Annotated in this window: 22 protein-coding genes and 1 tRNA gene; 14 read left to right on the forward strand and 9 right to left on the reverse strand. The window is 65.2% G+C overall.

The window, feature by feature from the left end; genetic code table 11:
• Positions 1–3: 3 nt before the first annotated feature.
• The 3 genes from ACOQPC_RS00865 to ACOQPC_RS00875 all read right to left on the reverse strand — a co-directional run bounded on the left by ACOQPC_RS00865 (position 4) and on the right by ACOQPC_RS00875 (position 3875).
• On the reverse strand, positions 4–1725 hold the full coding sequence (locus tag ACOQPC_RS00865) for a heparinase II/III family protein (RefSeq protein ID WP_420606792.1): 1722 nt from the start codon (positions 1723–1725) through the stop codon (positions 4–6).
• Positions 1722–2387: a ribulose-phosphate 3-epimerase gene (gene rpe, locus ACOQPC_RS00870; protein WP_420606793.1), complete on the reverse strand. Its 666-nt coding sequence runs from the start codon at positions 2385–2387 to the stop codon at positions 1722–1724. The genes ACOQPC_RS00865 and rpe overlap by 4 nt, the downstream gene beginning before the upstream one ends.
• Positions 2388–2597: 210 nt before the next feature.
• A complete protein-coding gene (locus tag ACOQPC_RS00875) occupies positions 2598–3875 on the reverse strand; it encodes an RsmB/NOP family class I SAM-dependent RNA methyltransferase (RefSeq protein ID WP_420608178.1) in 1278 nt (425 codons plus the stop codon).
• Positions 3876–4052: 177 nt separating this feature from the next.
• Between ACOQPC_RS00875 and ACOQPC_RS00880 the strand changes: the two genes are divergently transcribed.
• Complete coding sequence (locus ACOQPC_RS00880; protein ID WP_420606794.1) at positions 4053–4247, forward strand: DUF1674 domain-containing protein; 195 nt, start codon at positions 4053–4055, stop codon at positions 4245–4247.
• A 202-nt stretch (positions 4248–4449) separates the two neighbouring features.
• Here ACOQPC_RS00880 and ACOQPC_RS00885 read toward each other — a convergent pair whose 3' ends face one another.
• On the reverse strand, positions 4450–5457 hold the full coding sequence (locus ACOQPC_RS00885; RefSeq protein WP_420606795.1) for a DNA topoisomerase IB: 1008 nt from the start codon (positions 5455–5457) through the stop codon (positions 4450–4452).
• 216 nt (positions 5458–5673) lie between these two features.
• On the opposite strand from ACOQPC_RS00885, the gene ACOQPC_RS00890 reads away from it, so the two are divergent.
• Entirely contained in the window at positions 5674–6849 is a 1176-nt protein-coding gene (locus ACOQPC_RS00890) for a sensor histidine kinase (protein WP_420606796.1), read from the forward strand.
• Here the strand turns inward: ACOQPC_RS00890 and ACOQPC_RS00895 are convergent.
• Positions 6833–6985: a NepR family anti-sigma factor gene (locus ACOQPC_RS00895; RefSeq protein ID WP_420606797.1), complete on the reverse strand. Its 153-nt coding sequence runs from the start codon at positions 6983–6985 to the stop codon at positions 6833–6835. The two genes, ACOQPC_RS00890 and ACOQPC_RS00895, sit on opposite strands and share 17 nt — an antisense overlap.
• Before the next feature lie 258 nt (positions 6986–7243).
• Between ACOQPC_RS00895 and ACOQPC_RS00900 the strand changes: the two genes are divergently transcribed.
• From ACOQPC_RS00900 to ACOQPC_RS00910, 3 genes are all read left to right on the forward strand, one after another.
• Complete coding sequence (locus tag ACOQPC_RS00900; protein WP_420606798.1) at positions 7244–8047, forward strand: response regulator; 804 nt, start codon at positions 7244–7246, stop codon at positions 8045–8047.
• 73 nt (positions 8048–8120) lie between these two features.
• A complete protein-coding gene (locus ACOQPC_RS00905) occupies positions 8121–8273 on the forward strand; it encodes a hypothetical protein (RefSeq protein ID WP_420606799.1) in 153 nt (50 codons plus the stop codon).
• A gap of 55 nt (positions 8274–8328) precedes the next feature.
• Entirely contained in the window at positions 8329–8937 is a 609-nt protein-coding gene (locus ACOQPC_RS00910; protein ID WP_420606800.1) for a sigma-70 family RNA polymerase sigma factor, read from the forward strand.
• A gap of 579 nt (positions 8938–9516) precedes the next feature.
• Here the strand turns inward: ACOQPC_RS00910 and ACOQPC_RS00915 are convergent.
• Together ACOQPC_RS00915 and ACOQPC_RS00920 are read right to left on the reverse strand one after the other, a co-directional pair.
• On the reverse strand, positions 9517–9909 hold the full coding sequence (locus tag ACOQPC_RS00915) for an acyl-CoA thioesterase (RefSeq protein WP_420606801.1): 393 nt from the start codon (positions 9907–9909) through the stop codon (positions 9517–9519).
• Positions 9906–11984: a S9 family peptidase gene (locus ACOQPC_RS00920; RefSeq protein WP_420606802.1), complete on the reverse strand. Its 2079-nt coding sequence runs from the start codon at positions 11982–11984 to the stop codon at positions 9906–9908. Before ACOQPC_RS00920 ends, ACOQPC_RS00915 begins: the two co-directional genes overlap by 4 nt.
• 118 nt (positions 11985–12102) lie before the next feature.
• Between ACOQPC_RS00920 and ACOQPC_RS00925 the strand changes: the two genes are divergently transcribed.
• Complete coding sequence (locus tag ACOQPC_RS00925; protein WP_420608179.1) at positions 12103–13887, forward strand: aminopeptidase P family protein; 1785 nt, start codon at positions 12103–12105, stop codon at positions 13885–13887.
• Between the two features lie 113 nt (positions 13888–14000).
• On the opposite strand, the gene ACOQPC_RS00930 is transcribed toward ACOQPC_RS00925, so the two are convergent.
• On the reverse strand, positions 14001–14138 hold the full coding sequence (locus tag ACOQPC_RS00930; RefSeq protein WP_420606803.1) for a hypothetical protein: 138 nt from the start codon (positions 14136–14138) through the stop codon (positions 14001–14003).
• A 92-nt stretch (positions 14139–14230) separates the two neighbouring features.
• Here ACOQPC_RS00930 and ACOQPC_RS00935 point away from each other — a divergent pair.
• From ACOQPC_RS00935 to ACOQPC_RS00945, 3 genes are all read left to right on the forward strand, one after another.
• A tRNA-Thr gene (locus tag ACOQPC_RS00935) sits at positions 14231–14305 on the forward strand.
• Between the two features lie 121 nt (positions 14306–14426).
• Positions 14427–15437 carry a threonine aldolase family protein gene (locus ACOQPC_RS00940; protein ID WP_420606804.1) on the forward strand — a complete coding sequence of 337 codons (1011 nt, stop codon included), beginning with the start codon at positions 14427–14429 and terminating at the stop codon, positions 15435–15437.
• 119 nt (positions 15438–15556) lie between these two features.
• Positions 15557–16492 carry a DMT family transporter gene (locus ACOQPC_RS00945; protein WP_420606805.1) on the forward strand — a complete coding sequence of 312 codons (936 nt, stop codon included), beginning with the start codon at positions 15557–15559 and terminating at the stop codon, positions 16490–16492.
• A 29-nt stretch (positions 16493–16521) separates the two neighbouring features.
• Here the strand turns inward: ACOQPC_RS00945 and ACOQPC_RS00950 are convergent, their stop codons facing one another.
• Entirely contained in the window at positions 16522–17304 is a 783-nt protein-coding gene (locus tag ACOQPC_RS00950; protein WP_420608180.1) for an SDR family NAD(P)-dependent oxidoreductase, read from the reverse strand.
• A gap of 70 nt (positions 17305–17374) precedes the next feature.
• Here ACOQPC_RS00950 and pepN point away from each other — a divergent pair, with 70 nt between their 5' ends.
• The 5 genes from pepN (at position 17375) to ACOQPC_RS00975 (ending at position 24593) form a co-directional block, all read left to right on the forward strand.
• Positions 17375–20002: an aminopeptidase N gene (gene pepN, locus ACOQPC_RS00955; RefSeq protein WP_420606806.1), complete on the forward strand. Its 2628-nt coding sequence runs from the start codon at positions 17375–17377 to the stop codon at positions 20000–20002.
• A 187-nt stretch (positions 20003–20189) separates the two neighbouring features.
• The gene (gene pgeF / locus ACOQPC_RS00960; RefSeq protein WP_420606807.1) at positions 20190–20954 is read left to right on the forward strand and encodes a peptidoglycan editing factor PgeF; all 765 of its coding nucleotides are present in this window, start codon (positions 20190–20192) and stop codon (positions 20952–20954) included.
• Between the two features lie 263 nt (positions 20955–21217).
• Positions 21218–22549, forward strand: a complete 1332-nt coding sequence (locus tag ACOQPC_RS00965; RefSeq protein WP_420606808.1) for a cystathionine gamma-synthase family protein — start codon at positions 21218–21220, stop codon at positions 22547–22549.
• 65 nt (positions 22550–22614) lie between these two features.
• On the forward strand, positions 22615–23724 hold the full coding sequence (locus tag ACOQPC_RS00970) for an MlaE family ABC transporter permease (protein WP_420606809.1): 1110 nt from the start codon (positions 22615–22617) through the stop codon (positions 23722–23724).
• On the forward strand, positions 23721–24593 hold the full coding sequence (locus tag ACOQPC_RS00975; RefSeq protein ID WP_420606810.1) for an ABC transporter ATP-binding protein: 873 nt from the start codon (positions 23721–23723) through the stop codon (positions 24591–24593). The genes ACOQPC_RS00970 and ACOQPC_RS00975 overlap by 4 nt, the downstream gene beginning before the upstream one ends.
• The last annotated feature ends 6 nt before the right edge of the window (positions 24594–24599 follow it).

Below are 24599 nucleotides of genomic sequence, written 5' to 3' on the forward strand. Positions count from 1 at the left end.
CTCTTATCCCATATGTTTCAGGAGCCAGCCGGTCGAGCTTCCCCCGGCTTCGGCCTCCCCGGCCACCACCAGCTGCACCGTCGGATGCGGCTTGCCATGGGCATCGACCCACAGGCTGTCCTCGACGGTCAGGCCGCCGCCGGTCAGCCGGAACTGCCACATCCCGCCGCCCGGCAAGCGCAGCACCGCGCCGTTCTCGGTCGCCTGCGCCTCGATCCCGTCGCCAAGATGAAAGCGCAGCACGAACGGCGTCGATCCGGTTCGTTTCTTGCGCGGTCCGGCGGGCAGCAGCATGTCCTCGCCGCGCAGCTCCATCCCGTCGCCGCGCAGCATCAGCAGGCGGCGGTGGACGAAGCCGAAAGCGCGCTGATAGCCGTCATGGCTCGCCTCGATCCGCGTGGCGTTTTCCACCTCGCGCCGGTCGAGCTCGACTTCCTCGACCCCGCGGCCGAGCTTGCCGCCGGGCAGGATCGAGGTGCTGTTGCTGTCGGCCAGGCACAGCGTGGAGTGCGCCGCGGTCGAGCGCAGGCCGGTCGACAGGCCCAGCGGCACATGCTTGCCGATCAGCGCGGCCCCGCCGCAATTGATGATGATCCGGTCGGCCGCATGGCTGAATTCGAACGCCAGCGTGGACGCGCAGCCGACCGCACTTTCGCGCGCCAGCGGCGGCGGCGCGGCGTCGAGCAACAGCACCGACTTGCTCGCCGAAACGCGCTGATAGCCCCAGTCGCGCGCTTGGCGCGCGGGCCGGGCGCGCACGCCGCTGGCCTTGACCAAGGCCTGTAGTTCGTCGGGCGGAAACACGCCGGCGCCCTGCCACGCCCCGAGGCCGCCATCGCCATGCGCCAGGCCGGTGAGCGCGGGCACCGCGCGTTCGAGCGCCTGGTCGATGAACGCGGGGACCATCTCCTTGCGCTTGTGATAGGCGTCGCGAAGGATCGAAAGCATGTGGATGGCCTCGGCCAGCGCCAGGGGCGAGCGCGAGACGATGCCGCCATCGGGGAAGATCGCGCTGGCGATGGCCTTTTCCAGCCCCGCCTCGCCGACCACCTTGCGCGCCTTGCCGTCGGGGATCAGCAGCGCGGCGGCGACCAGCCCGGCCCAGGCGACCAGCCGGTGCCGTCCCTCCGGCGCGCGCTGGGCGGCGCGGTCGAGATGGCGGGCGCCCCGCGCCACCGCATTGAGCACCCGGCTGCGATAGATGAGATCGCCGCTCGACAGGATAAAGGGCGCATAAGACGCCCAGTTGACGAAGCGCCACGCGCAATTGTCGGCGCGCCAGGCCGGTTCGGTGACCTTCATCCCGTTCACATCGAGCCACTCGTTCATCAGCCGCTCGGCGATTTCGGTCCCTTGCGCGCGCGTCGTCACCGCGGCGAGATCGCGCAGCCAGGCGAAGCGGTGGATGTAGTTCTGGAAGTCGGAGGGCAACCGGTCGCGCTCTTGCTCGACATCATCGAACGGTAATTGCAGCCCGCGATAAAGAAATCGACCCATGCGCAGCGCGTCGCCGCGCGACCGGTCGCCGGGCATCGGATCGTCGGGTACGGCGTAAAGGCGCGGCGGCAATTTGCCGGTCAGCCGCATCTTGTGCAGCGGCGTGCGCCAGGTGAGCTTGTAGAACAGTTCGGCCAGCTGCTCGGTGAGCGAGGCGGCGGGGCCGGATTCCCGCACCATCAGCGCGCGGCCTTCCTCCATGGGAGCCTCGCGCTCGTTCTCGGTCATTGGCCCCTCAGACCGGCGATGTTGGCGGCATATCTTTCCGGCCCGCCGCGAAATGTGGCGGTGCCCGCGACGAGCACGTCCGCGCCCGCGGCAATCGCGCGCGGCGCCGTTGCGGTGTCGATCCCGCCATCCACCTCCAGCCGGATATCGCGGCCCGACGCGTCGATGCGGCGGCGGATGTCGGCGATCTTGTCCAGCTGCGTTTCGATGAAACTCTGCCCGCCGAAACCCGGATTGACGCTCATCACCAGCACCAGATCGATGTCACCGAGCAGATAATCGAGCGCCGACAGCGGCGTGGCCGGGTTGAGCACGACCCCGGCCTTCTTGCCCAGCGCCTTGATCGACTGGACGGTGCGGTGCGGATGCGCGCCGGCTTCCGGATGGAAGGAGATGATGTCCGCGCCCGCTTCGGCAAAGGCCTCAAGATACTGGTCGACCGGTGATATCATCAGATGGACGTCGAACGGCTTGGCCGTGTGTGGGCGCAGCGCCTTGACCACGGCGGGTCCGATCGTGATGTTGGGCACGAAATGGCCGTCCATCACGTCGACATGGATCCAGTCCGCGTCCGCCTCATCGATCGCACGGATTTCCTCGCCGAGTTTCGCGAAATCGGCGGACAGGATCGAGGGGGCGATGCGGACGGCAGGGTGCGCCATCGCGATCCCCTAGCGGCGCGCGTGTGACATCGCAACGGCTGCGGGGCGGCTGTCTGTGGATAAGGCGTGCATAGGGAGTGGAGAGTAACGCCTGCGCGCATATTTTTCGTCATTGCGAGGAGCATAGCGACGAAGCAATCCAGGGCCATTGCAGCGCTGTAGCCACCCTGGATTGCCGCGTCGCCTGCGGCTCCTCGCAATGACGGCCGTTTATTCCGCCCGCTGAAACCGCGCGACGAAAAAGCCGTCCAGCCCGCCTTGCTCGGCAAGCATCGACGGAACGGTTCGCAAATATCCGCCCGTCGTCGGCGCGATGCTTTGCGGCAGCTCTTCGGCCATGATCGGCGCGACGGCGAAATCGCCATGGCGCGCGAGGAAGGCGGCGGCCTGCGCCTCGCCCTCTTCGGGTTCGAGCGCGCACACCGCATAGACCAGCGTTCCGCCCGGCGCGACGGCCTGCGCCGCGCGGTCCAGCAGTGCGGACTGCAGTTCGGCGCGTTCGGCGATGTCGCGCTCGCCGATGCGGTGGAGCACATCGGGATGGCGGCGGAAGATGCCGGTCGCCGAACAGGGCGCGTCGAGCAGCACCGCGTCGAACGGCTGCGGCGCGTCCCAGCGCAGCGCATCGGCGGTGACGGTTTCGGCGCAGAGGCCGGTGCGGGCGAGATTCTCGTCCAGTCGACCGAGCCGCTTGGCCGACTGGTCGAGCGCGGTGACCGCCCAACCCGCAGAGGCGAGCTGCATCGTCTTGCCGCCGGGCGCGGCGCACAGATCGAGCACGCGGCGGCCATTGCCCTCGCCGAGCAACCGCGCGGGGAGCGAGGCGGCGATGTCCTGCACCCACCAGGCGCCCTCGTCGAAGCCGGGCAACGCGGTCAGCTCGCCGCCGCGCGGGAGGCGGACATGGTGCGGCGCGAGCGACACGCCGCCGAGTGTTTCAGCCGTGGCCACAGCGTCTTCCCCAGGCTTCAAGGTGAGATCGAGCGGCGGCGGCGCGGCAATCGCGCGCGAAGCCGCTGCGACGAAATCCGGCCCCCAGCTTGCCATCCATCGGGCCCGGGTCTCCTGGGGAAGACGCGGGATGTCTGGCAGCTCAGCCTGTCCACGCATCAATGTGCCGAACACGCCGTGGACCAGCCGCCGCGGCCCTCCGGCAACCAGCGGCAGCGCGGTGGCGATGGCGGCGTGCTGCGGCGTGCCCAGCACCCATGCCTGGGTCAGCGCGATCCGCAGCACGCTGCGCGCCTTGGCGTCGTCCGGTAATGGGCGCTTGGTGGCGCTGTCGATCATGGCATCCAGATCGGGCAGACGGCGCAGCGTTTCGGATGCGATCGCCAGCGCCAGCGCGCGGTCGTCGCCGCGCCCAATGCCCTTGACCGCACCGTTCATCGCGTGATCGAGCGATTCCCCTCGGCGCAGCACGGCGTCGATCAGACGCAAAGCGGCGCGCCGGGCCGGAAGCCCTTCGACGGGCGTCGTGGAGGTCAGCGGTCGTGACCGACAGGATCGAGGGGGCTGCGGGCGGGCCTCAGCGGCTTGAGCTGGTTCATTTCATCCTCATCGCATCCGTGCTTGATCGAAGCGTCCGGCATAGCCAGATATGGGGGCCAGACATGGGGCCAGATAGATGAAATAAGCGCGTTCGTTCAACTGAAAGCCAGACCCATGGCGAAAGGCAATCCGATGGCCCGGCCCCAAGCCAGACGGCGCCCGCCGCATCTCGACCCGGTCGACCCGCTGCCGCCCAGCCCGCCGGTGCCCGATCCCGAACCGATCAGCGAGGAGCGCCGGGCCGAGCTGGGCCGGAGCCCCGTGCGCTATGGCGACTGGGAGCATGAAGGCATCTGCTGGGACTTTTGACGCGCCACGTCATGCGCAGCGTGACGAAGCGTAAACCCCGGACTTGATCCGGGGTCCAGACTCCGGAGCGCCACGTCATGCGCAGCGTGACGAAGCGTAAACCCCGGACTTGTCCGGGATTCAGGGCGAGATGGCACTGCCGCTGGTCTCTGGATCCCGGGCCAAGCCCGGGATGACGAGATTTGGCGGAGTTGGTCGCCGCTCAGTCTTCCGCTACCATGTCCTTCGCCGTCCACCCATCCAGAAAATCGATCAGCCCGCGTTCGTAGCGCGTCCAATATTTGGTTTTGCGCGGCAGTTCGAGCGTTTTGCGCCATTCCGCCTGACCGTTCTTAGTCAGCGCCACCACGGCGGGGTGGACATAGCTGTTGCGCGCGATGGTGGGCGTGTTGCCGAGGTCTTTCGACACCTCGGCCATGACCGCCTTGAGCGTCAGTTTCCCGTCGCCGTCCGCCAGCAGTTCGAACGCGTGCACCGAGGCGGACCAGGTGCGAAAATGCTTCGCCGAGAACGCCTCGCCCATGGTGTCGTGAATATAGCCGTTGACGTCGCTGGAGAGCACCGGATGCGCTGCGCCGTCGTCGTCCAGATATTGAAACAGATGCTGGCCGGGCAGATCGTCCATCTTCTTGATGATCGCCAGAAGGGCCCGGTCGGTCACTGCCACCTCGCGCTGCTTGTTCGATTTCGCCTTGAACTGCAGCGTCACCGTCTTGCCGGTGCGGCTGGCATGGCGGCGGCGCAATGTGGTGGCGCCGAAGCTCTTGTTGCGCGTCGCATATTGTTCGTTGCCGACGCGGATCGCGGTGATGTCGAGCAGCCGCACCATCGCCGCCACCACCCGGTCGTGGTCGAGCTTGCGACCGGTCAGATCCTCGTCCAGCCGCGCGCGCAGCAGCGGAAGCTTGTGCCCGAAGGCGCGGCACGCCTCGAACTTCTCGCCCTCCTTGCGCGCGCGGAAATCGGGATGATAGCGATACTGCTTGCGGCCTTTTTCGTCATAGCCCGTCGCCAGGATATGGCCGTTCGGGGCGGGGCTGAACCAAGCGTCGCGATAGGCCGGGGGAAAGGCGATGGCCCCCAACCGCTCGATCTCGTCCCGGTCCGCGATACGCCCGCCTTCAGGATCGAAATAGCACCAGCCCTTGCCCTGCTTCTGGCGGATGATGCCGGGAAGGTCGTCGTCGACATAAATTAAGGCTTCGCCCACCTGCGCTCTCCGCTAACCGCGCCCTGACCGGCGTGGTGAGGAAACCGCCTTGCCGATGATGCGTTCCCCGAGCCGACATCGCTGAAAACAGCGACTTGCCTGCAGCGATCCGAAAGCTGATTTTTGTTAGTTAAACGCGGGGCCAAATGAACGTCTTGAACGTAATCCGTGGAGAGAATTGATTTCAGCAATGCCACATCGGAGCACGCCAGGCCAATGAGCCGAAGCAGTCCAGAAATCGGCAGCGATGCCGGCGATCTTCCCCATGCCGTGGATTCGGATGGTGACGAGAATCTTGCCGCGCGCCTGCGCGCCGTAACAAAGCAGTTGAAGCAGCGCACCGCGGAACGCGATGATTTGCGCGCCGCACTGGCTTTGCGCCAGTCCGAACTCGATGCGCTTTACGATCATGCGCCGATCGGTTTGGCGACGTTCGATCGTGAAGGTCGCTTCAAGCGGATCAACGCGCGACTGGCCGAAATAAACGGCGTGCCGGCCGCGGAGCATCTCGGCCGCACCGTGGCCGAGATTACCGCGGAGATGGCGCAGACGGTCGAGGCATCGCTGCGGCGGGTGCTGGAGACCGGCGTGCCGATCCGGCACGACCGGGTGATGGGATTCATCAACGAGCGCAGCGACAGCGCGCGCGTGTTCGATATCGATTGGTATCCGGTTCTGCGCGACGGCGAGGTCGACGGGGTCAGCGTGATCGTCGAGGATGCGACCGAGGCTGAGCGGGGCGAGCTGTTCGCCCGGCATATGGTGCGCGAATTGCAGCACCGCGTGAAGAATTCGCTCGCCAATGTCATGGCGCTGGTCGAGCAGGCACTGCGTTCGAATCGTTCGAAGGACGATGCGTTGCAGGTGCTGAAAGAACGGCTGACCGCGCTGGCGCAAATTCACGGCAAGCTGACCGAGCGCAACTGGGAATCGATCGGCCTGGAACTGCTGGTGGAGCAGGAGTTCGGCAGCGGCGACTTGCCGGGCCGGATCGATATCGAGGGGCCGGATATCGAATTCGGTCCGCAATCCTCGCTCGCCATGTCGATGGCGCTTCACGAAATGGCTGCCAATGCGCGGCGTTATGGCGGATTGTCCTGCCCGGTCGGGCATCTGGCGGTCCACTGGCGCATCGTCGGCGAAGAGCCGAACCGCCAGCTGTTCCTGCGCTGGCGCGAAACCGGTTGCGACGGCACCGACGAGCGCGGCGAGCCCGGCTTCGGTTCGCGTTTGATCGCCACCAGCGTGCGCAACGCGCTACGCGGAGAGTTGGCCGAACATTGGCTCGATGGCGGATTGTGCATCGAAATGCGGCTGCCGTTGAGCTCGGTCGGTCCGCCCGATCGGAAATTTTCCGCCGGAATGGCCGGTCCGCTCAGTCAAGCTTCTTGATGAGGTCGAGAAAATCGTCCGGAACGCCTTCATCGATGGTCGACTGATAAGCATTGCGCAGCGCCTGCGCGATCGGATCGGAGTCTTTCCCCTGCGCGGAGCCGTGTCCCGGCCGCGGATTTTCCGCTTTGCCCACCGGCCGATCCTTGTTGTTGCGATCCGTCATTCAGGGTCGTGCGTCTAGCATGGAGTAGTGGCCAGTCAAATCTTTCCCTCCACGGAAATTGAGGTCTCGGAAACCGCTGGGCGTTTGCCAATCGGCGGCATCGCCGCTACCTTGTTCCCGTGGACCGAAACCAATCGACCGCGAAAAGGTTTCATGGCGGGGCGGAACGACCGGTGGCGGCGGACGGCTTTGCCAGCGACAATGAACAACACGGATTTCAGGGAACTCATGAACGAAAAAACCTTGGGCGAAAAACTGGCGCCCCATCTCCCCTATGTGCGCCGCTATGCACGGGCGTTGACCGGCAGCCAGCAATCGGGCGACACGATCGTCCGGGCGACGTTGCAATCGATCGTCGATGCGCCGGACCAGTTTCCGAGCGATCTCGAACCGCGCATCGCGCTGTACAAGACGTTCGAGACGTTCTGGCGCGCCAGCGAGGAAGCAGGGCCGCAGGGGTCCGACCCGGCCGAGGGCGATGACCTGATCGTGCAGAAGCGGCTGGCCGACCTGACGCCGAAATCGCGCCGCGCGCTGCTGCTCACTACGATGGAGGGCTTCAGCGAAACCGAGGCCGCCACCTTGCTCGGCGAGAATGTCGACAAGGTGCGTTTGCTGGTGCGCGAGGCGACCGACGAGATCGACCGGCAGACCCATGCGCGCGTGCTGATCATCGAGGACGAGCCGATCATCGCGATGGATATCGAGACGATCGTCACCGAGTCCGGCCACGAGGTCGCCGCGATCGCGGCGACCCGCGACGAAGCCGTCGCCGCGGCCAGGGAGCACGCTCCCACGCTCGTGCTCGCCGACATCCAACTGGCCGACAACAGCTCGGGCATCGATGCGGTCAAGGACATCCTGTCCGATCATCAGGTCCCGGTGATTTTCATCACCGCCTTTCCCGAGCGGTTGCTTACCGGAGAGAAGCCCGAACCGGCTTTTCTGATCACCAAACCGTTCCAGCGCGACACGGTGAAGACCGCGATCGCTCAGGCGCTGTTCTTCGACGGGATGAACGTTCCCGCCTGATCGCACGGGCCGACGCATCTTGTGGACAGGGGCGATCCGCTTATCTAGGCGGAGCGGGAAAGAGGGATTTGCCATGAATGACGAGAACAGCAGCGAAGACATCGATCTCGATCAGGATCGCGCCCGGGCCGGCTCCACGCCGCATATCGGCCGCTATGTCCTGGCGATTTCGACGGTGATCGCCATCATCGCGCTCAGCATCGTGTGGATTTCGAGGTCCAACTGAGGAGGGTTCGGCCAGCCTCTGGGCGGGCCCGGTATATTGGGTTGAAAGCGAGTTGATGGCCGCCAAAGAGGCACATGAGGTTCTGACCGACGACCAGTTTCGCGAGCATCTGACCGAGGTGCTCCCGCAACTGCGCGCCTTTTCGCGCTCCTTGACCAGCGGCCAGCCCGAATTCGCGGATGATCTTGTTCAGGACGCGCTACTAAGAGCCTGGACCGCCCGCGCGAGCTTTCGCGCCGGCACCAATTTCCGCGCCTGGATCTTCGTGATCCTGCGCAACCTGTTCCTCTCCGAAATGCGCCGCTCCAAGTTCAAGGGCGAATGGAACGAGATCGCGGCGGAAAAGCTGCTGGTGAGCCCGGTCCATCAGGAGCGTCATATCGAACTGGCCGACATGCAGCGCGCGCTGTCCAAACTGCCGGTGGGCCAGCGCGAATCGCTGATCCTGGTCGGCGCGGGCGGGTTTTCCTACAAGGACGCGGCCGAGATCACCGGCGTGGCGGTGGGTACGGTCAAGAGCCGGGTCGCCCGCGCACGCACGGCGCTGGAAGAGATCATGGCCGGCAACGATCCGCTGCCCGACGCCAAGACCGGTGAAAGCCAGCCCTTCCACGAACTGATGGAGCGGCTCGACACCATCGCCGAGGGCCGCGGCGACGCATAATCGCGTCCTATTCCGGCAACTTTAAAAAATCCCGTAAGTCCTGAGCTTGTCGAAGGACGTTTCTCGATAACAGCGCTCTTCTCACATCCGAAAGCCGCCCTTCGACAGGCTCAGGGCTACGGTAATAAAATGGCGATTATGTACCTTGCAAACCCGTTTCATTTTTCATCACCCCAGCGAAAGCTGGGGTCTCGGGCGGGATCGTCATGAGGCCTGAGATGCCAGCTTTCCGGGTCCCAACAAAGTAGTACTTTGTTGGGTGCCCTTTCGCCGGCATGACGAACAAAGAAAGGCGCAGCTATGCTGTTTCTGAATTTCCATCCGACCGGGTTAGCAAAGCACATAATCGCCTCCGGAAAGGCACGAGGCCAAAGCAGCTGAGAAGCAGATCAAAGGTTGGGGACGGCCCAAAGAAAGAAGCGCTGATCGCGGGTGATTGGGAAACCATTTCCCGGCTGGCCAAGGCAAGGTCAGCGCCAAACCGACAAACGCCCTTCGACAGGCTCAGGACTACGGATTTAGAGTGACCATTGCATCAAATCCGTAAGTCAGGACTACGGAATTTGGGGCATGGGTGGTTCAAACGAAATTCGCCGCCACCCCGTCCGGCACCCGCACGATCCGGCCGCGCGCGCGGTCGATGATCGCCCATGTGGTCTTGGCGGAGACCATGACCTTGCCTGCATCGTTCAGAAAATCGACGCGCCGGTCGAACCGCGCGCCGCGGGGTGTGCCGTCGACCCAGGTGCGGCCGGTCACGCGTTCGCCCACCATGATATTGCCGCGATAATCGATCTCGTGGCGGGTGATGACCCAGATATAGGCCGCGACATGATCCGCATCCGCCACCGCGCGCCAGTGCGATGTCGACATGTCCTGAATCCACGTCACCCACACCGCGTTGTTGACATGACCAAGTTCGTCGATGTGCTCGGGCAGCGCGGTCCAGACTTTTTCGAACGGCGCGCTCACGCAGGTTCTTCCGTGCCCATCTGCCACAGGATGAAGGCATATTCCTCGGCGGTTTCCTTGAGGCTCTCCCAGCGGCCCGATTTGCCGCCATGGCCCGCGCCCATATTGGTCTTGAGCAGCAGGATATTGTCGTCGGTCTTGCGGGCCCGCAGCCGGGCGACCCATTTGGCCGGTTCCCAATAGGTCACGCGCGGATCGTTGAGCCCGGCGGTCACCAGCATCGGCGGATAATCCTGCGCGCGCACATTGTCATAGGGGCTGTAGCTGCGGATGAGATCGAACGCGGCCTTGTCGGCGGCTGGATTGCCCCATTCCGGCCACTCGCCCGGCGTCAGCGGCAGCGAGGCGTCGAGCATGGTCGAGAGCACATCGACAAACGGTACATGCGCCACCACCGCGCCGAACAGCTCCGGCGCCATGTTGATCACCGCGCCCATCAGCTTGCCGCCCGCCGATCCGCCGCTGATCGAGATGCGGCCCTTGGCGGTATAGCCCTGATCGATCAGCCCGTGAGCGCAATCGATGAAGTCTTGGAACGCGTTCATCCGGTGCTCGCGCTTGCCGGTCAGATACCAGTTCCGACCCAGATCGTCGCCGCCGCGAATATGGGCGATGGCAAAGGCGAAGCCGCGATCGACCAGGCTGAGGCGCGTGGTCGAAAAGCCCGGCGGGATCGCCATGCCATAGGCGCCGTAGCCGTAGAGATGCAGCGGACCGGGCGCTCCGTCTTTTCCTGGCTGGCGGTCCTTGCGATAGACGATCGAGACCGGCACCTCCACGCCGTCGCGCGCTGTGATCATCAGCCGCTCGGTGACGTAGAGCGAGGCGTCGTAGCCGCTCGGGATTTCCTGCACTTTCAGCGTTTCGAGGCTGCGGCCCCCCACGTCATAATCATAGACCGTGCTGGGCGTGACCATCGAATTATAGCCGATGCGCAGCACGCTCTGGTCGAATTCGGGATTGTTGCCGAGGCCCGCGACATAGGCCGCTTCCGGAAACGCCACCGGCTCGATCCGCGCGGGATCGTCATAATAGCGGACCTCGATCTGATCGAGCCCGGCGCGGCGGCCCTCGACCACGTAGAAATCGCGATAGGCCTCCATGCCGGTGATATAATAATCGTCCGATCCCGCGATCAGCGTGGTCCAGGTGGCCGGATCGTCCAGCGGCGCGGTGGCGAGCCGGAAATTGACGTGATCGTCGTTGGTCAGGACGTAGAGCAGCCCTTCGCGTTCCTCGACATCATATTCGACGCCGGCCTTGCGCGGGCGGATGAGGATTTGCCGTCCGGCCGGATCATCCGCCGGGATGAGCCGGACCTCGCTGGTCTCGTGATCGCCCGCCGCGATCACGAGGAAACGTCGCGAGCCGGTTTCGCCCACGGACACGCGGAAACCCTCGTCCGCCTCGTGATACAGCTCGATATCGTGCTTGGGATCGTCGCCGAGCCGGTGCAGCCGGGCGTTGTCGGTGCGCCATTGTTCGTTGGCGAGGCAGTAGAGGAAGCCCGATCCGTCGGCGGTCCAGACGAGATCGGACAGCGTGCCGGGGATTTCGTCCGGCAAATCCTCGCCCGTCGCCAGATCGCGCACCCGCGCCGTGAACCGCTCCGATCCGTTCTCGTCGACCGCATAGGCGAGCAGCTTGCCGTCCGGGCTGACCGAGGCCGCGCCGAGGTTGAAATAGTCCTTGCCCGCCGCCATCGCCGGCTCGTCGATCATCAGCTGCGCCTCGCCGCCATCGACGTGGCGCCGCCAATGCTTGCGATACTCCGCGCCTTCCTCGAAACTCACCCAATAGAGCCAGTCGCCGTCCTTTTGCGGCACGCTCTCGTCGGCTTCCTTGATCCGCCCGCGCATCTCCTTGAACAGCGCGTCGGTGAGCGCCCGCTGCGGCGCCATATGCGCCTCGAACCAGGCATTCTCCTGATTGAGATAGTCGAGGATTTCCGGGTCATCGACGATGGGATAGCTGGCATCGCGCAGCCAGGCATATTCGTCCTGACTGCTGATGCCGTGATGTTCGGTGGTGACTGGGCGCGGCTCGGCGCGCGGCGGGATGTTCCGTGTTTTCATGTCGGCCGATGTGCGTGGGAGACAGGGTGGATGCAAGGGTTACAAGCCTTGGGAAATCGCGCCCGATCCCCTATATTACCTCCAAATTCCAATCCACCGAAAGGCCGCCGCCATGCTCATGCAGACCCACGAAAACCGCCTCGCAGCGCTGCGCGAGGAACTCGGACGGCGCGGACTGACCGGGTTCGTCGTGCCGATCGCCGACGAGCATTTGAGCGAATATGTCGGCGAATATGCGCAAAGGCTGCGCTGGCTGACCGGATTCGCGGGCTCGGCGGGCAGCGCGGTCGTGCTCAGGAACAAGGCCGCGATCTTCGTCGACGGACGCTACACCGTGCAGGTGCGCGATCAGGTCGACGAGAAACTGTTCGCCTATATCCCGCTCGCCGACATGAGCATGACCGACTGGATCCGCGCCAACGCATCGGAAGGCGACCGTATCGGTTACGACGCCTGGCTGCACACCCGCGCCTGGGTGAAGGAAGCCGAAGCCGCCGCCGCGCGCAAGGGCGCCGAGATGGTGCCGGTCGACGGCAATGCCATCGACAGCGTGTGGTCCGACCAGCCGGAAAAACCCGATGCCAAGCTCGATGTCCAGCCGCTGGAATATGCCGGCAAATCGCATGCCGACAAGCGCGCCGAGATCGCGCAATGGCTGAACGACGAGGGCTATGACGCCACCGTGCTGACCGCGCTCGATTCGGTTGCCTGGACACTGAATATCCGTGGGCACGACATCGCCAACACGCCGGTCGCCATCGCCCATGCGCTGGTGCGGGCCGACGGCACCGCCACTTTGTTCGTGGCCGAGGACAAGCTGACCGCCGCCGTCCGCACCCATCTGGGCAACGAAGTGTCGGTGCGCGGCTATGACGAATATGCCTCCTCGCTCGCCGATCTCGCTGGCAAATCGGTCGCGGTCGATCCCGAACGCGCGCCGGCCGCGATCTTCGAGGCGCTGGACGATGCCGGGGCGAACATCGCCGAACAGCGCGATCCGTCGGTGCTGATGAAGGCGATCAAGAACCGGGCCGAGATCGAGGGTCACCGCGCAGCGCAGGCACGCGACGGCGCCGCGCTGACGCGCTACCTCAAATGGATCAGCGAAACCGCGCCCAAGGGGGGGCTCGACGAGCTGGCCGCCGCCGCCAAGCTGCGCGAGTTCCGGGGCGCGAACGACGAGCTCAAGGACATCAGCTTCCGCACCATCTCCGCCTCCGGCCCGCACGGCGCGCTGCCGCATTACAGCGTGACCGAGGACACCAACCGCAAGCTGGAAGTCGGCGAGCTGTACCTATGTGATTCGGGCGGCCAATATCGCGACGGCACCACCGACGTCACCCGCGTCGCCGCGATCGGCGAGCCCACGGCCGAAATGGTCAAGCGCTACACCCAGGTGCTGAAGGGCCATATCGCGCTCGACGTCGCGGTCTTCCCCAAGGGCACCACCGGCGGCGCGCTCGACGCGCTGGCGCGGCAGTTCCTCTGGGCCGACGGCGTGGATTACGGCCATGGCACCGGCCACGGCGTGGGCGCCTATCTCGCCGTGCACGAAGGCCCGCAACGCATCGCCGCGTTCGGGGGGTTCGCCGAGCCGCTCAAGGCCGGCATGATCTGCTCCAACGAGCCGGGCTATTACAAGGAAGGCGATTTCGGCATCCGCATCGAGAATCTGGTGCTGGTCGAGGAGCGCGCCGTGCCCGGCGCCGAGCGCGAGATGCTGGGCTTCGAGACGTTGACCTTCGCCCCGCTGGAGCGCGAATTGATCGACCCGGCGCTGCTGACGGATGATGAGCAGGCCTGGGTGGATGATTATCACGCCAAGGTGGTGGAGATTGTGGGCTCGCAGCTGAGCGATGCGGATCGAGGCTGGCTCGAAGGACGCTGTGCGCCGTTGGGTTGAGCGCTTCGGGTTCAATCAATCCCAAGTCATCCCGGACTTGATCCGGGATCCAGAGCCCAGCGGCAGTGCCATCTCGCCCTGGATCCCGGGTCAAGCCCGGGATGACGGAAACATCAGGATTGGTCGTCGGCCTTTTCGCCCTCATCCTCCGGCTTCAGCTCTCGCCCCTGCGCCTTGCGCCGCCGCAGATTGACGCGCAGCTGTTCGGCGAGGCGCCGCGCTTTTTCCTCCTGCTGAATCTTGTCCGCCATGGCGCGCACCTTAACAATAACGCCGCCTTCCGCCAAGCCAGCCCTTGACTTTGCGCCCCCGCCGCTCGCATAGGGCCGCGTTCGCGAACAGGGCTGCTGTAGCTCAGTGGTAGAGCACACCCTTGGTAAGGGTGAGGCCGAGAGTTCGATCCTCTCCAGCAGCACCAGCCTACGCCCTTCGGGCTTCGGCTGGCAGGCCAGTCCTAAGCACGGTCGCGCATTCGCGGCCAAGCGTCTGCGTTAAGACATCCTAGCGATCTAACGTTATTGAGCTTAAAGCGCCCACCCATGCGCTTCTTCTCCGACAACGCCGCCCCCGTGCACCCCAAGGTCTGGGAGGCGATGCGCGGTGCCGACAGCCTCGATACCGCCTATGACGGGGACCGCTGGTCGGCGCGGCTTGACGCGGCATTCAGCGCGGTGTTCGGGCGCGAGTGCCGGGCGATGGCGGTCACCACCGGCACCGCCGCCAACGCGCTTGCCTGCGCCGCGATGGCCGAGGGGCATCAGGGCATCCTCTGCCATGAAGAGGCGCATATCGAGATGGACGAGGCGGGGGCACCGGGTTTTTACGCGGGCGGGGCCAAGCTCATGCTGCTGCCGGGCGCTGGCGCCAAGATCGCGCCGGAGACGATCGCCGCGCGGCTCGACGCGATCCGGCCCGACGTGCACCAGGTGCAGGCGGCGGGCATCTCGATCACCAACGCCACCGAATATGGGCTGGTCTATAGCGCCGACGAGGTGGCGGGCATCGCCGCGCTGGCCAAGGCAGGGGGCCTGAAGCTCCACATGGACGGCGCGCGCTTCGCCAACGCGGCGGCGCGCCTCGACGGCGATGCGCGGGCGGTGACCGAGGGCGTCGATCTGCTCAGCTTCGGCTGCGTCAAGAACGGCGGGATGAGCGCCGAGGCGCTGGTCTTCTTCGATACCGATCTCTACGCCGCCACCGATTATCGCCGCAAGCGCGCCGGGCATCTGCTCAGCAAGGGCCGCTATCTCGCCGCGCAAATCCTGGCGATGCTGGAGGACGATCTGTGGCTTGAAAACGCGCGCACCGCCAATGCGGCGGCGGCGATGCTCGGCGCGGCGGCGGGCGGGCGGCTGCTCTACCCGGTCGAGGCGAACGAGATTTTCCTGAAACTGAGCGCTGAGGAAGCGGCGGGTCTGCGGAATCGCGGGTTCGATTTCTACGACTGGGGCCCATTTTCTGAAGAGGGGGGCGCCGCGCGGCTGGTGACGAGCTGGCAGCATGAGGCCGCGGACGTGCAGCCGCTGGCCGATGCGATCGCGGCACTGTGAAAGAGAAAAATTCCGTTCGTCCCGAGCCTGTCGGAGTCGAAGACGGTGCGCAGCACCAACGACTGCCTTCTTCTCCCCCGAAACAGGACAAGGCTTCGACAAGCTCAGCCCGAACGGATTTGGAGGATGAGGGATCGCTCTCCCTCCTCAGCCCTCGCATCCTGTTTCCGTTCCTGATCGTCGCGCTGATCTGGGGCGGCACGTGGATCGTGATCCGCGACCAGATCAGCACCGTGCCGCCGACCTGGTCGGTGTGCTACCGCTTCATCATTGCCTCGATCGGCATGATGGCGCTTGCCAAACTGCGCGGCCAGCCGCTCCTGCTCCCGCGGTCGGGTCATGTCTGGGCGCTGTGTCTGGGGCTCAGCCAGTTCACGATGAACTTCAACTTCGTCTACAATGCCGAGCGCTTCGTCACCTCCGGCCTCGTCGCCACGCTGTTCGCGCTGCTGATGCTGCCCAACGCGCTGCTGGGACGGCTGTTTCTGGGCCGCAGGCTGGAGCCGAGTTTTTTCGTCGGCACCGCCATCGCCATCGTCGGGGTAGCGCTGCTGTTCGTGCAGGAATATCGCGCAATGCCGGCGAGCGGGCTGGACGTGCTCTACGGCGTGCTGCTGACCGTCGGCGGCATCCTTTCGGCGTCTGCCGCCAATGTGCTGCAGGCGGCCAGGCGCGTGCAGCTGCTGCCGCTGCTCACGCTGCTCGCCTGGGCGATGATCTACGGCGTGCTGCTGAACGCAGGCCTCGGGTTCGCCACGGTGGGCATGCCGGTGTTCGATCCGCGGCCATCCTATATGGTCGGCATCCTCTATCTCGGCCTGCTCGGCTCGGTCGTCACCTTTCCGCTCTATTTCGGCATCGTGCGCGCGATCGGTCCGGGCAAGGCGGCCTATAACAGCACCATGGTGCCGGTGGTGGCGATGGGCCTGTCGACCTTGTTCGAGGGCTATCGCTGGTCGCTGCTGGCGGGCGCGGGCGGGGCGATCGCGATGCTGGGTCTGCTGGTGGCGATGCGCGCGCGGACGCCGAAGACGGCGCGGGTGAGCGCCGGGTAAACCCAAATCCTCCCCGGAACGGGGAGGATTTAGTTGAGCAGCGCCCGCAGCCCCGCCTTGTAGTCCGGATATTGCGGCGCCCAGCCCAGCACGCGTCTCGCCTTGCCGTTTGCGACCCGGCGGTTCTCGGCGTAGAAACCGCGCGCCATCGGCGAGAGCCCCGCTTCGTCCATCGTCTGCAGCGGCGGCGGTTCCATACCCAGCAGCCGGCAAGCATATTCGGTCACGGCATTGTGGCTCGCCGGCCGATCGTCGCCGATATTGTAGATACCGGCGGGCGCGTCGAAGCTGGCGATCACGGCGCCGACGATATCGTCCACATGGATACGGCTGAACATCTGGCCCGGCATATCGATACGGTGCGCCTCACCCGCGCGAACCTTGTCGAGCGCCGAGCGGCCGGGGCCGTAAATGCCGGGCAGGCGGAAGACGCGAACCCTTTCGTCCAGCGCCAGCCACGCCGCATCGGCCTCCGCGCGGGCCGCGCGCCTGCCGCCGCCGACGGGGGCGCTTTCGTCGACCCAGGCGCCGCCGGCATCGCCGTAGACGCCGGTGGAGCTGAGATAGCCGATCCATCTGGCGGGGGCGGCGCGCAGCAGTTCATCGTATCGCTCCAGCACCGGATCGCCGCCGTCCCTGCCGGGCGGGACCGAGGAGAGGATGTGCGTCGCCCGCCCCATCGCCTCGCGCACCGAGGTCCCGCCCTCGAAATCCAGATTGCCGCCGCTGCCGGTGGCCTCGATCCGCCAGCCATCGGTGCGCAGGCGCTCGGCGAGGCGCGAGGCGGTGTAACCGAGGCCAAAAACGAGCATATTCATGCGCGCTGGCTACCTCGAATGATTGCGCTTGGGAACCAATGGCTTCTCTCCTACATCTCCAGGCATGGCCGACGTACAGAAAACCTTCGCCGATGCGCCCACCGTTATCCGGCGGGAGGATTATCGTCCTCCCGCCTGGCTGGTCCCCGACATCGTGCTCGATTTCGATCTGGGGATCGAGGACACGGTGGTGCACGCGAATCTCAAGGTCGAGCGCAATCCCGCCGCCGGCGGCCCGGACGATCGAGGAAAGGAGCCGCTGCGCCTGAAGGGCGATGGGATCGAACCCGTCGAAGTGCTGGTCGATGGCGATCGGATCAACGACTGGCGACTCGAGGGCGGCGATCTCGTGCTGCCGCTGCCCGCAGACGCGCATCACGTCTCGATCACCACCGCGCTGAAACCGTCCGAGAACACGCAGCTGATGGGGCTCTATGCCTCGGGTGGCATGCTGTGCACCCAGTGCGAGGCGGAGGGTTTTCGGCGGATCGCCTTTCACCCCGATCGTCCCGACGTGCTGTCGCGCTACACCGTGCGCATGGAGGGCGATGCGAAAGCCTTTCCCGTGCTGCTGTCGAATGGCGATCTGGTCGAGGAAGGCGAGACCGACGATGGCCGCCATTATGCCGTGTGGAACGATCCGCATCTGAAACCCAGCTATCTGTTCGCGCTGGTGGCGGGCGACCTCGTCGCCAACCGCGACAGCTTCACCACCATGAACGGGCGTACCGTCGATCTCGGCATTTGGGTCCGAGCAGGCGATCTGGAGCGCACCGGCCACGCGATGACCGCGCTGAAAAACGCGATGAAGTGGGACGAGGAGAGCTATGGCCGCGAATATGATCTCGACATTTTCAACATCGTCGCCGTCAGCGATTTCAATATGGGTGCGATGGAGAACAAGGGTCTCAACATCTTCAACACGCGCTACATATTGGCCGATCCCGACACCGCGACCGACAATGATTATGACGGTATCGAGGGCGTAGTTGCCCACGAATATTTCCACAACTGGTCGGGCAACCGCATCACCTGCCGCGACTGGTTCCAGCTGAGCCTGAAAGAGGGCTTCACCGTGCTGCGCGACCAGCAGTTCAGCGCCGATATGGGCTCCGCGCCGGTCAAGCGGATCGAGGATGTGCGCATCCTGCGCGCCGCGCAGTTCCCCGAGGACGGCGGCCCGCTCGCCCATCCGATCCGCCCCGACAGCTATATGGAAATCTCGAATTTCTACACCGCGACCGTCTACAACAAGGGCGCCGAGGTCATCCGCATGATGCTGACCATGATCGGCGCGGATCGCTTTCGCCGGGGCACCGATCTCTATTTCGACCGCCATGACGGCGAGGCCGCAACCTGCGAGGACTTTATCACGTCCATCGAAGACGGCGGCGACGTCGACCTGACCCAGTTCCGCCGCTGGTACCGCGAGGCGGGTACGCCGCATGTCGCCGCCACGCTGAGCCATGAGGGCAAAACCGCCACCTTGCAGCTCTCGCAGACCAAAAGCGCGGGCACCGAGGCGCCGGAGCCGAGCGCAATGGTGATCCCGCTGCGCATCGCGCTGTTCGACCGCGCGACCGGAAAGAATGTGCGCGAGGAGTTGGTGATGCTCGAGGCGGCCGAAAAATCGGTCAGCTTCGAGGGTTTCGCGCAGGCCCCGGTGCTGTCGATCAACCGTGGGTTCTCCGCACCGGTCATCCTCGACAACCGCCGCGATCCGGCGGACCTCGCCTTTTTGTCGGCACATGACGACGATCCGTTTGCGCGGTTCGAGGCGATGCAGCAGCTGATGATCGACCATCTGGTCGGCGCGGTTTCCGGCGATCAGGGTGACGGCGATAGCGGCAACGAGCAGTTGATCGTCGATTCGATCGCCGCCGCGCTCGACGAGGACGGCATCGACCGCGCCTTCCTCGCCGAAATGGTGCAGCCGCCCGCCGAAAGCTTTCTGGGCGAGCAGATGCTGGTGATCGATCCCGCCGCGATCCATGACGAGCGGGCAAAGCTGCGCCAGGGAATCGCGGTGAAGCTGAAGGACCGCTGGCAGGCGCATTATGGTGCCTGCTCCGTCATTCCGTTTTCGCTGGAGCCGGAGGCGCGCGCCGCGCGGCGGCTGCAGTCGGTGGCGCTATCCTATCTCGCCGCCGCCGACGAGGATGCCGCCGCGGAGCTGGCGTTCGCGCAGTTCGAGCGCGCCGACAATATGACCCAGCGCCTGTCCGCGCTGGCCACGCTGTCGCATGGCACATCGGACAAGCGCGAGGCGGCGCTGGACATTTTCTACAACCGCTACCGCGGCGATGCGCTGGTGCTCGACAAATGGTTCGGGCTGCAGGCCTTGTCCTTGCGCGGCGACACGCTGGAGGCGGTCAAGACGCTCAGCCAGCATCCGGACTTCACGCTGAAAAACCCCAACCGCATCCGCTCGCTCTACGGCAGTTTCACGGCGAACCAGGTGCGCTTCCACGATGAAAGCGGCGAGGGCTACCGGATGCTCGCCGATCTGATCCTGACGCTCGATGGGCAGAACGCGCAATTGGCGGCGCGCTTCGTGCCGACATTGGGTCGCTGGCGACGGTTCGAGGAAAAACGCTCGGGGTTGATGAAGGCGGAGCTGGAACGGATCGCGGACAAGGAAGGGCTGTCCAAGGACACGAGCGAGCAGGTGCTGAAGAGTTTGGGGCGTTAGGGGGTCTCGCCCTGAAAGAACCAATGGGTTGGGGTTCAGGACTTAGCTCACCGAACAGCATTTACCTCCGTTCGCCCTGAGCTTGTCGAAGGGCTGTACTTTCTCCCTCGCAACCTTGAAAAAAGAAGGACAATGCTTCGACAAGCTCAGTACGAACGGATGTGCGGTTGGATCGCTAAGGGGCCATATGATCGACATCGAAACCGCCTCTCCTCTCACTCCCGTCCCGCACGGCTTTCTCGGGCGCACCGGGGGCGTATCGAACGGCCTGTACCGCGATCTCAACGTCGGCGTCGGTTCCGATGACGATGCGCTCGCCATTGCCGAGAATCGCAGGCTCGCGGCGCAGGCCATCATCGCGGACGCGCCGCTGCAGACCGTCTACCAGGTGCACGGCGCCGACGTGGTGACGCTGGACGGCCCGCTGCCTGCCGACGCGCGGCTGCGCGCCGATGCGATGGTCACCGCCACGCCTGGCCTGCTCATCGGCATCCTCACCGCCGATTGCGCGCCGGTGTTGCTGGCGGATGCTGAGGCGGGCGTGGTCGGCGCGGCACATGCGGGATGGAAGGGCGCGCTTACCGGCGTGACCGATGCCGCCATCGCGGCGATGGAGGCGCTCGGCGCGGACCGCGGGCGGATCGCGGCGGCCGTCGGCCCGTGCATCGCGCAGGCCAGCTACGAGGTGGACGAGGGCTTTTACCGCCGCTTCTGCGAGGCGGACGAGGCGAATGACGGCTTCTTCGCACCCGGCAAGGAGCATCATCACCGGTTCGATTTGGAAGGCTATGTCGCCGCGCGGCTGGCGGCGGCAGGGGTACGGCAGGTCGCCTGCCTCGGCCGCGACACTTACCGGCTCGAAGACCGTTATTTCAGCTATCGCCGCGCGACCCATCGCGGCGAACCCGATTACGGGCGACAGATATCGCTGATCGGGCTGGCCGCGCGCTAAGCGGCGGGAAAGCACTGGAAATGTAGGATTTTGTCTGCCAGCCTTCCTTGCATGATCGCCACCAAACATTTTCTTACAATGACGGAAAGGATGGTCCGCTCCTGCCCAATTCGCCCTGCCATTTTTCTCCCCCTGGACAGTGTGAAGCGTGTGAAGCTGGCCCGGCGCTGCCGCCGTTGTCCTTGCACGCGACAGGCTCTACATGGCGGCATGGCCGCGGCCCTCCGGCCTTGCGGCACCGCCAACCCAAGGAGTTCGCCACGATGAGCGACCAGAACGAGAACCCGCCGCTCGGCGCGATGACCCCGCGCCGCAAACCCAAGCCCCATGTCGAGGAAATCGGCGGACGCAAACTCAAGCCGTCCACGCTGATGATGGGCCACGGCTTCGATCCCAAGCTGTCCGAAGGCTCGCTGAAACCGCCGATCTTCCTCACCTCCACCTTCGCGTTCGAAAGCGCGGCGGCGGGCAAGCGCCATTTCGAAGGCATCACCGGCAAGCGCCCGGGCGGCGCCGAAGGCCTGGTCTATTCGCGCTTCAACAACCCCAACCAGGAGATCGTCGAGGATCGGCTGAGCGTATGGGAGGAAGCCGAGGACGCGCTGGTCTTCTCCAGCGGCATGTCGGCCATCGCCACGACCATGCTGGCGCTGGTCCGGCAGAACGACGTGATCGTGCACAGCGGGCCGCTCTACGCGGCGACCGAGACGCTGATCGCCAAGATCCTCTCCAAATTCGGCATAACCTTTTTGGACTTCCCGGCCGGCGCGACGCCGGAAGACATCGAGGCGATGCTACAAAAGGCGAGGGACATCGCCGACGAGAAGGGGTCCAAGGTGGCGCTGGTCTATCTGGAGAGCCCGGCCAACCCGACCAACGCGCTGGTGGATATCGAAGGCGTGGCCAAGGCGCGCACCAACGTGTTCGGCGACGGCGAGGATCGTCCGCCGGTTGCGATCGACAACACTTTTTTGGGGCCGCTGTGGCAGAAGCCGCTCGACCACGGCGCGGACATCGTCATCTACTCGCTCACGAAATACGTCGGTGGGCACAGCGATCTCGTCGCCGGCGCGGTGCTGGGAGACAAGCGCTGGCTCGATCCGATCCGCGCCATGCGCAACACCATCGGCACCATCTCCGATCCCAACACCGCCTGGATGCTGCTCAGGAGCCTTGAGACGGTCGAGCTGCGCATGACCCGCGCCGGTGAGAACGCGGCAAAAGTCTGCGCTTTCCTGAAAGGACATCCCAAGGTCGAGGGGCTGGGCTATCTCGGCATCATCGACGATCCGCGCCAGCAGGATATCTACGAGCGCCATTGCCTGGGTGCGGGCTCCACCTTTTCCGTCTTCATCAAGGGCGGCGAGGAGGAGAGCTTCCGTTTTCTCGACAATCTCAAGATCGCCAAGCTGGCGGTAAGCCTCGGCGGCACCGAGACGCTGGCCAGCCATCCGGCGGCGATGACGCATATTTCGGTGTCCGACGAGCGCAAGGCGGCGCTCGGCATCACCGACAATCTGGTGCGCATCTCGATCGGCGTGGAGGACGCGGACGATCTGATCGCCGATTTCGAACAGGCGCTCGCCGCCGTCTAGGGTCAGGGCCCTAGCCACGGTTTGGCGCTTGTGCGGAGCCGCTTAATCGTTCAATTGCGGGGACAATGAGCCTGCAAGCGGACTTTGAGGAACGGCGAGGAGAGGACGGCCGCGAGCTCGCCTTCACCGGAAGCCTGTCGATCGCGCAGATCGGCGGCCTGTCCCGGCGCCTGCGCGACGTGGGCGACGACATCGCGGTGCTCGACATCTCCGACATCGAGCATCTCGACACCGTTGGGGCCTGGCTGCTCGTGCGCACGTCGCGCGACAGCGGGGCCGAGATCGTCGGGGGCGACGAGGATGCGCGCGATCTGATCGAGGAAGTCCGCCGCGCCGACGAGCCGGTCGAGCTGGAACGTGCCGAACCCCCACCCTTCCGCAAGATGCTGGAGGAGGTCGGCGAAGCGACGATTTTCGGCGTCACCAGCGTCGTCGGGCTGGTCGGCTTCTTCGGGCAGACGGTCCTGGCATTGGGCCACCTGCTCGCCCATCCCGGCCGCATTCGCTGGAACGCGCTGATCCAGCGCTTCGATGTGGTCGGCGTGCGCGCGCTGGCCATCGTCGGGCTGATGAGCTTTCTCATCGGCATCGTCATCGCGCAGCAGGGCGCGGTGCAGCTGCGGGCCTTTGGCGCCGAGATCTTCACCATCAACCTGGTCGGGCGCCTTACCTTGCGCGAGCTCGGCGTGCTGATGACCGCGATCATGGTCGCGGGCCGCTCGGGCAGCGCCTTCGCCGCGCAGATCGGCACCATGAAGCTGACCGAGGAGGTGGACGCGATGCGCACCATCGGCGTCTCCCCGATGGAAGCGCTCGTATTGCCGCGCGTGATCGCCACCATCGTGATGATGCCGCTGCTCACGGTCTATGCCTCGATCGTCGCGATCGTCGGCGGCGGCCTGCTGTGCTGGATCGGTCTGGATATACCGCCCGCGACCTTCATCTCGCGGCTGCGCGAGGTGACGCCGATCACCGATCTCTACATCGCGCTGATCAAGGCGCCGGTGTTCGGCGCGGTCGTCGCCTTGTCGGGCTGCTTCCAGGGCCTGCAGGTAGAAAACGACGCCGAGCAGGTCGGCCTCAAGACAACGGCGGCGGTGGTGCAGGCCATTTTCGTGGTCATCGTGATGGATGCCTTTTTCGCCGTATTCTTCAGCGCGTTGGGCTGGGTATGACAAAGTCGAGCTCTCGCATCCCCGAGACGGTGATCCAGGTCCGCGGCCTGGTGAACAGCTTCGGCGAGCAGGTGATCCATCAGGATCTGGATCTCGACGTCTGCCGCGGCGAAATCCTGGGCGTCGTCGGCGGGTCGGGCACCGGCAAATCGGTGCTGATGCGCTCGATCATCGGGCTGCAGATCCCCGATCGCGGCGAGATCAAGGTGTTCGGCCACAACATGCTCGGCGAGGACGAATCCGATGTGCAGGAGGAGGGCACCGAGGCGCAGGACGTGCGCAAGCGCTGGGGCGTGCTGTTCCAGGGCGGCGCGCTGTTCTCCACGCTGACCGTGGCCGAGAACGTCCAGGTGCCCTTGCGCGAATTCTACCCCGATTTCACCCAGCGCCTGCTCGACGAGCTGGCGCGCTACAAGATCAACCTGGTCGGTCTGCCTTCCGAAGCGGCCAACAAATACCCATCCGAACTGTCGGGCGGCATGCGGAAGCGCGCGGGTCTCGCCCGGGCGCTGGCGATGGACCCAGACCTGTTGTTTCTCGACGAACCCACCGCCGGGCTCGATCCGATCGGCGCGGCCAAGTTCGACGAGCTCACCCGCAGCCTGCAGGATACCTTGGGCTTTACGGTATTTTTGATCACTCATGACCTCGATACGCTGCATGCGATCTGCGACCGGGTGGCGGTGCTCGCGGACAAGCGGGTCATCGCCACCGGCACGATCGACGAGCTGATCAAGCTCGATCACCCATGGATCACCGAATATTTCACCGGACCGCGCGGCCGCGCCGCGACGGACGCACAGCGCAAGCATGCGGGTCACGCCGCGGATCAGAAGGCGATGGACACCGCCATCGAAGGCAAGGCATAAGGCAAA

Source organism: Novosphingopyxis sp. (assembly GCF_965218915.1).
Lineage (GTDB): Bacteria > Pseudomonadota > Alphaproteobacteria > Sphingomonadales > Sphingomonadaceae > Novosphingopyxis.

What these genes read in the sequence shown, in the direction of transcription:
- ACOQPC_RS00865 (WP_420606792.1), bottom strand. Translation starts at nt 1,725, where the DNA reads ATGACCGAGAACGAGCGCGAGGCTCCCATGGAGGAAGGCCGCGCGCTG.
- rpe (WP_420606793.1), bottom strand. Translation starts at nt 2,387, where the DNA reads ATGGCGCACCCTGCCGTCCGCATCGCCCCCTCGATCCTGTCCGCCGAT.
- ACOQPC_RS00880 (WP_420606794.1), top strand. Translation starts at nt 4,053, where the DNA reads ATGGCGAAAGGCAATCCGATGGCCCGGCCCCAAGCCAGACGGCGCCCG.
- ACOQPC_RS00890 (WP_420606796.1), top strand. Translation starts at nt 5,674, where the DNA reads ATGAGCCGAAGCAGTCCAGAAATCGGCAGCGATGCCGGCGATCTTCCC.
- ACOQPC_RS00900 (WP_420606798.1), top strand. Translation starts at nt 7,244, where the DNA reads ATGAACGAAAAAACCTTGGGCGAAAAACTGGCGCCCCATCTCCCCTAT.
- ACOQPC_RS00905 (WP_420606799.1), top strand. Translation starts at nt 8,121, where the DNA reads ATGAATGACGAGAACAGCAGCGAAGACATCGATCTCGATCAGGATCGC.
- ACOQPC_RS00910 (WP_420606800.1), top strand. Translation starts at nt 8,329, where the DNA reads ATGGCCGCCAAAGAGGCACATGAGGTTCTGACCGACGACCAGTTTCGC.
- ACOQPC_RS00920 (WP_420606802.1), bottom strand. Translation starts at nt 11,984, where the DNA reads ATGAAAACACGGAACATCCCGCCGCGCGCCGAGCCGCGCCCAGTCACC.
- ACOQPC_RS00925 (WP_420608179.1), top strand. Translation starts at nt 12,103, where the DNA reads ATGCAGACCCACGAAAACCGCCTCGCAGCGCTGCGCGAGGAACTCGGA.
- ACOQPC_RS00930 (WP_420606803.1), bottom strand. Translation starts at nt 14,138, where the DNA reads ATGGCGGACAAGATTCAGCAGGAGGAAAAAGCGCGGCGCCTCGCCGAA.
- ACOQPC_RS00940 (WP_420606804.1), top strand. Translation starts at nt 14,427, where the DNA reads ATGCGCTTCTTCTCCGACAACGCCGCCCCCGTGCACCCCAAGGTCTGG.
- ACOQPC_RS00950 (WP_420608180.1), bottom strand. Translation starts at nt 17,304, where the DNA reads ATGCTCGTTTTTGGCCTCGGTTACACCGCCTCGCGCCTCGCCGAGCGC.
- pepN (WP_420606806.1), top strand. Translation starts at nt 17,375, where the DNA reads ATGGCCGACGTACAGAAAACCTTCGCCGATGCGCCCACCGTTATCCGG.
- pgeF (WP_420606807.1), top strand. Translation starts at nt 20,190, where the DNA reads ATGATCGACATCGAAACCGCCTCTCCTCTCACTCCCGTCCCGCACGGC.
- ACOQPC_RS00965 (WP_420606808.1), top strand. Translation starts at nt 21,218, where the DNA reads ATGAGCGACCAGAACGAGAACCCGCCGCTCGGCGCGATGACCCCGCGC.
- ACOQPC_RS00970 (WP_420606809.1), top strand. Translation starts at nt 22,615, where the DNA reads ATGAGCCTGCAAGCGGACTTTGAGGAACGGCGAGGAGAGGACGGCCGC.
- ACOQPC_RS00975 (WP_420606810.1), top strand. Translation starts at nt 23,721, where the DNA reads ATGACAAAGTCGAGCTCTCGCATCCCCGAGACGGTGATCCAGGTCCGC.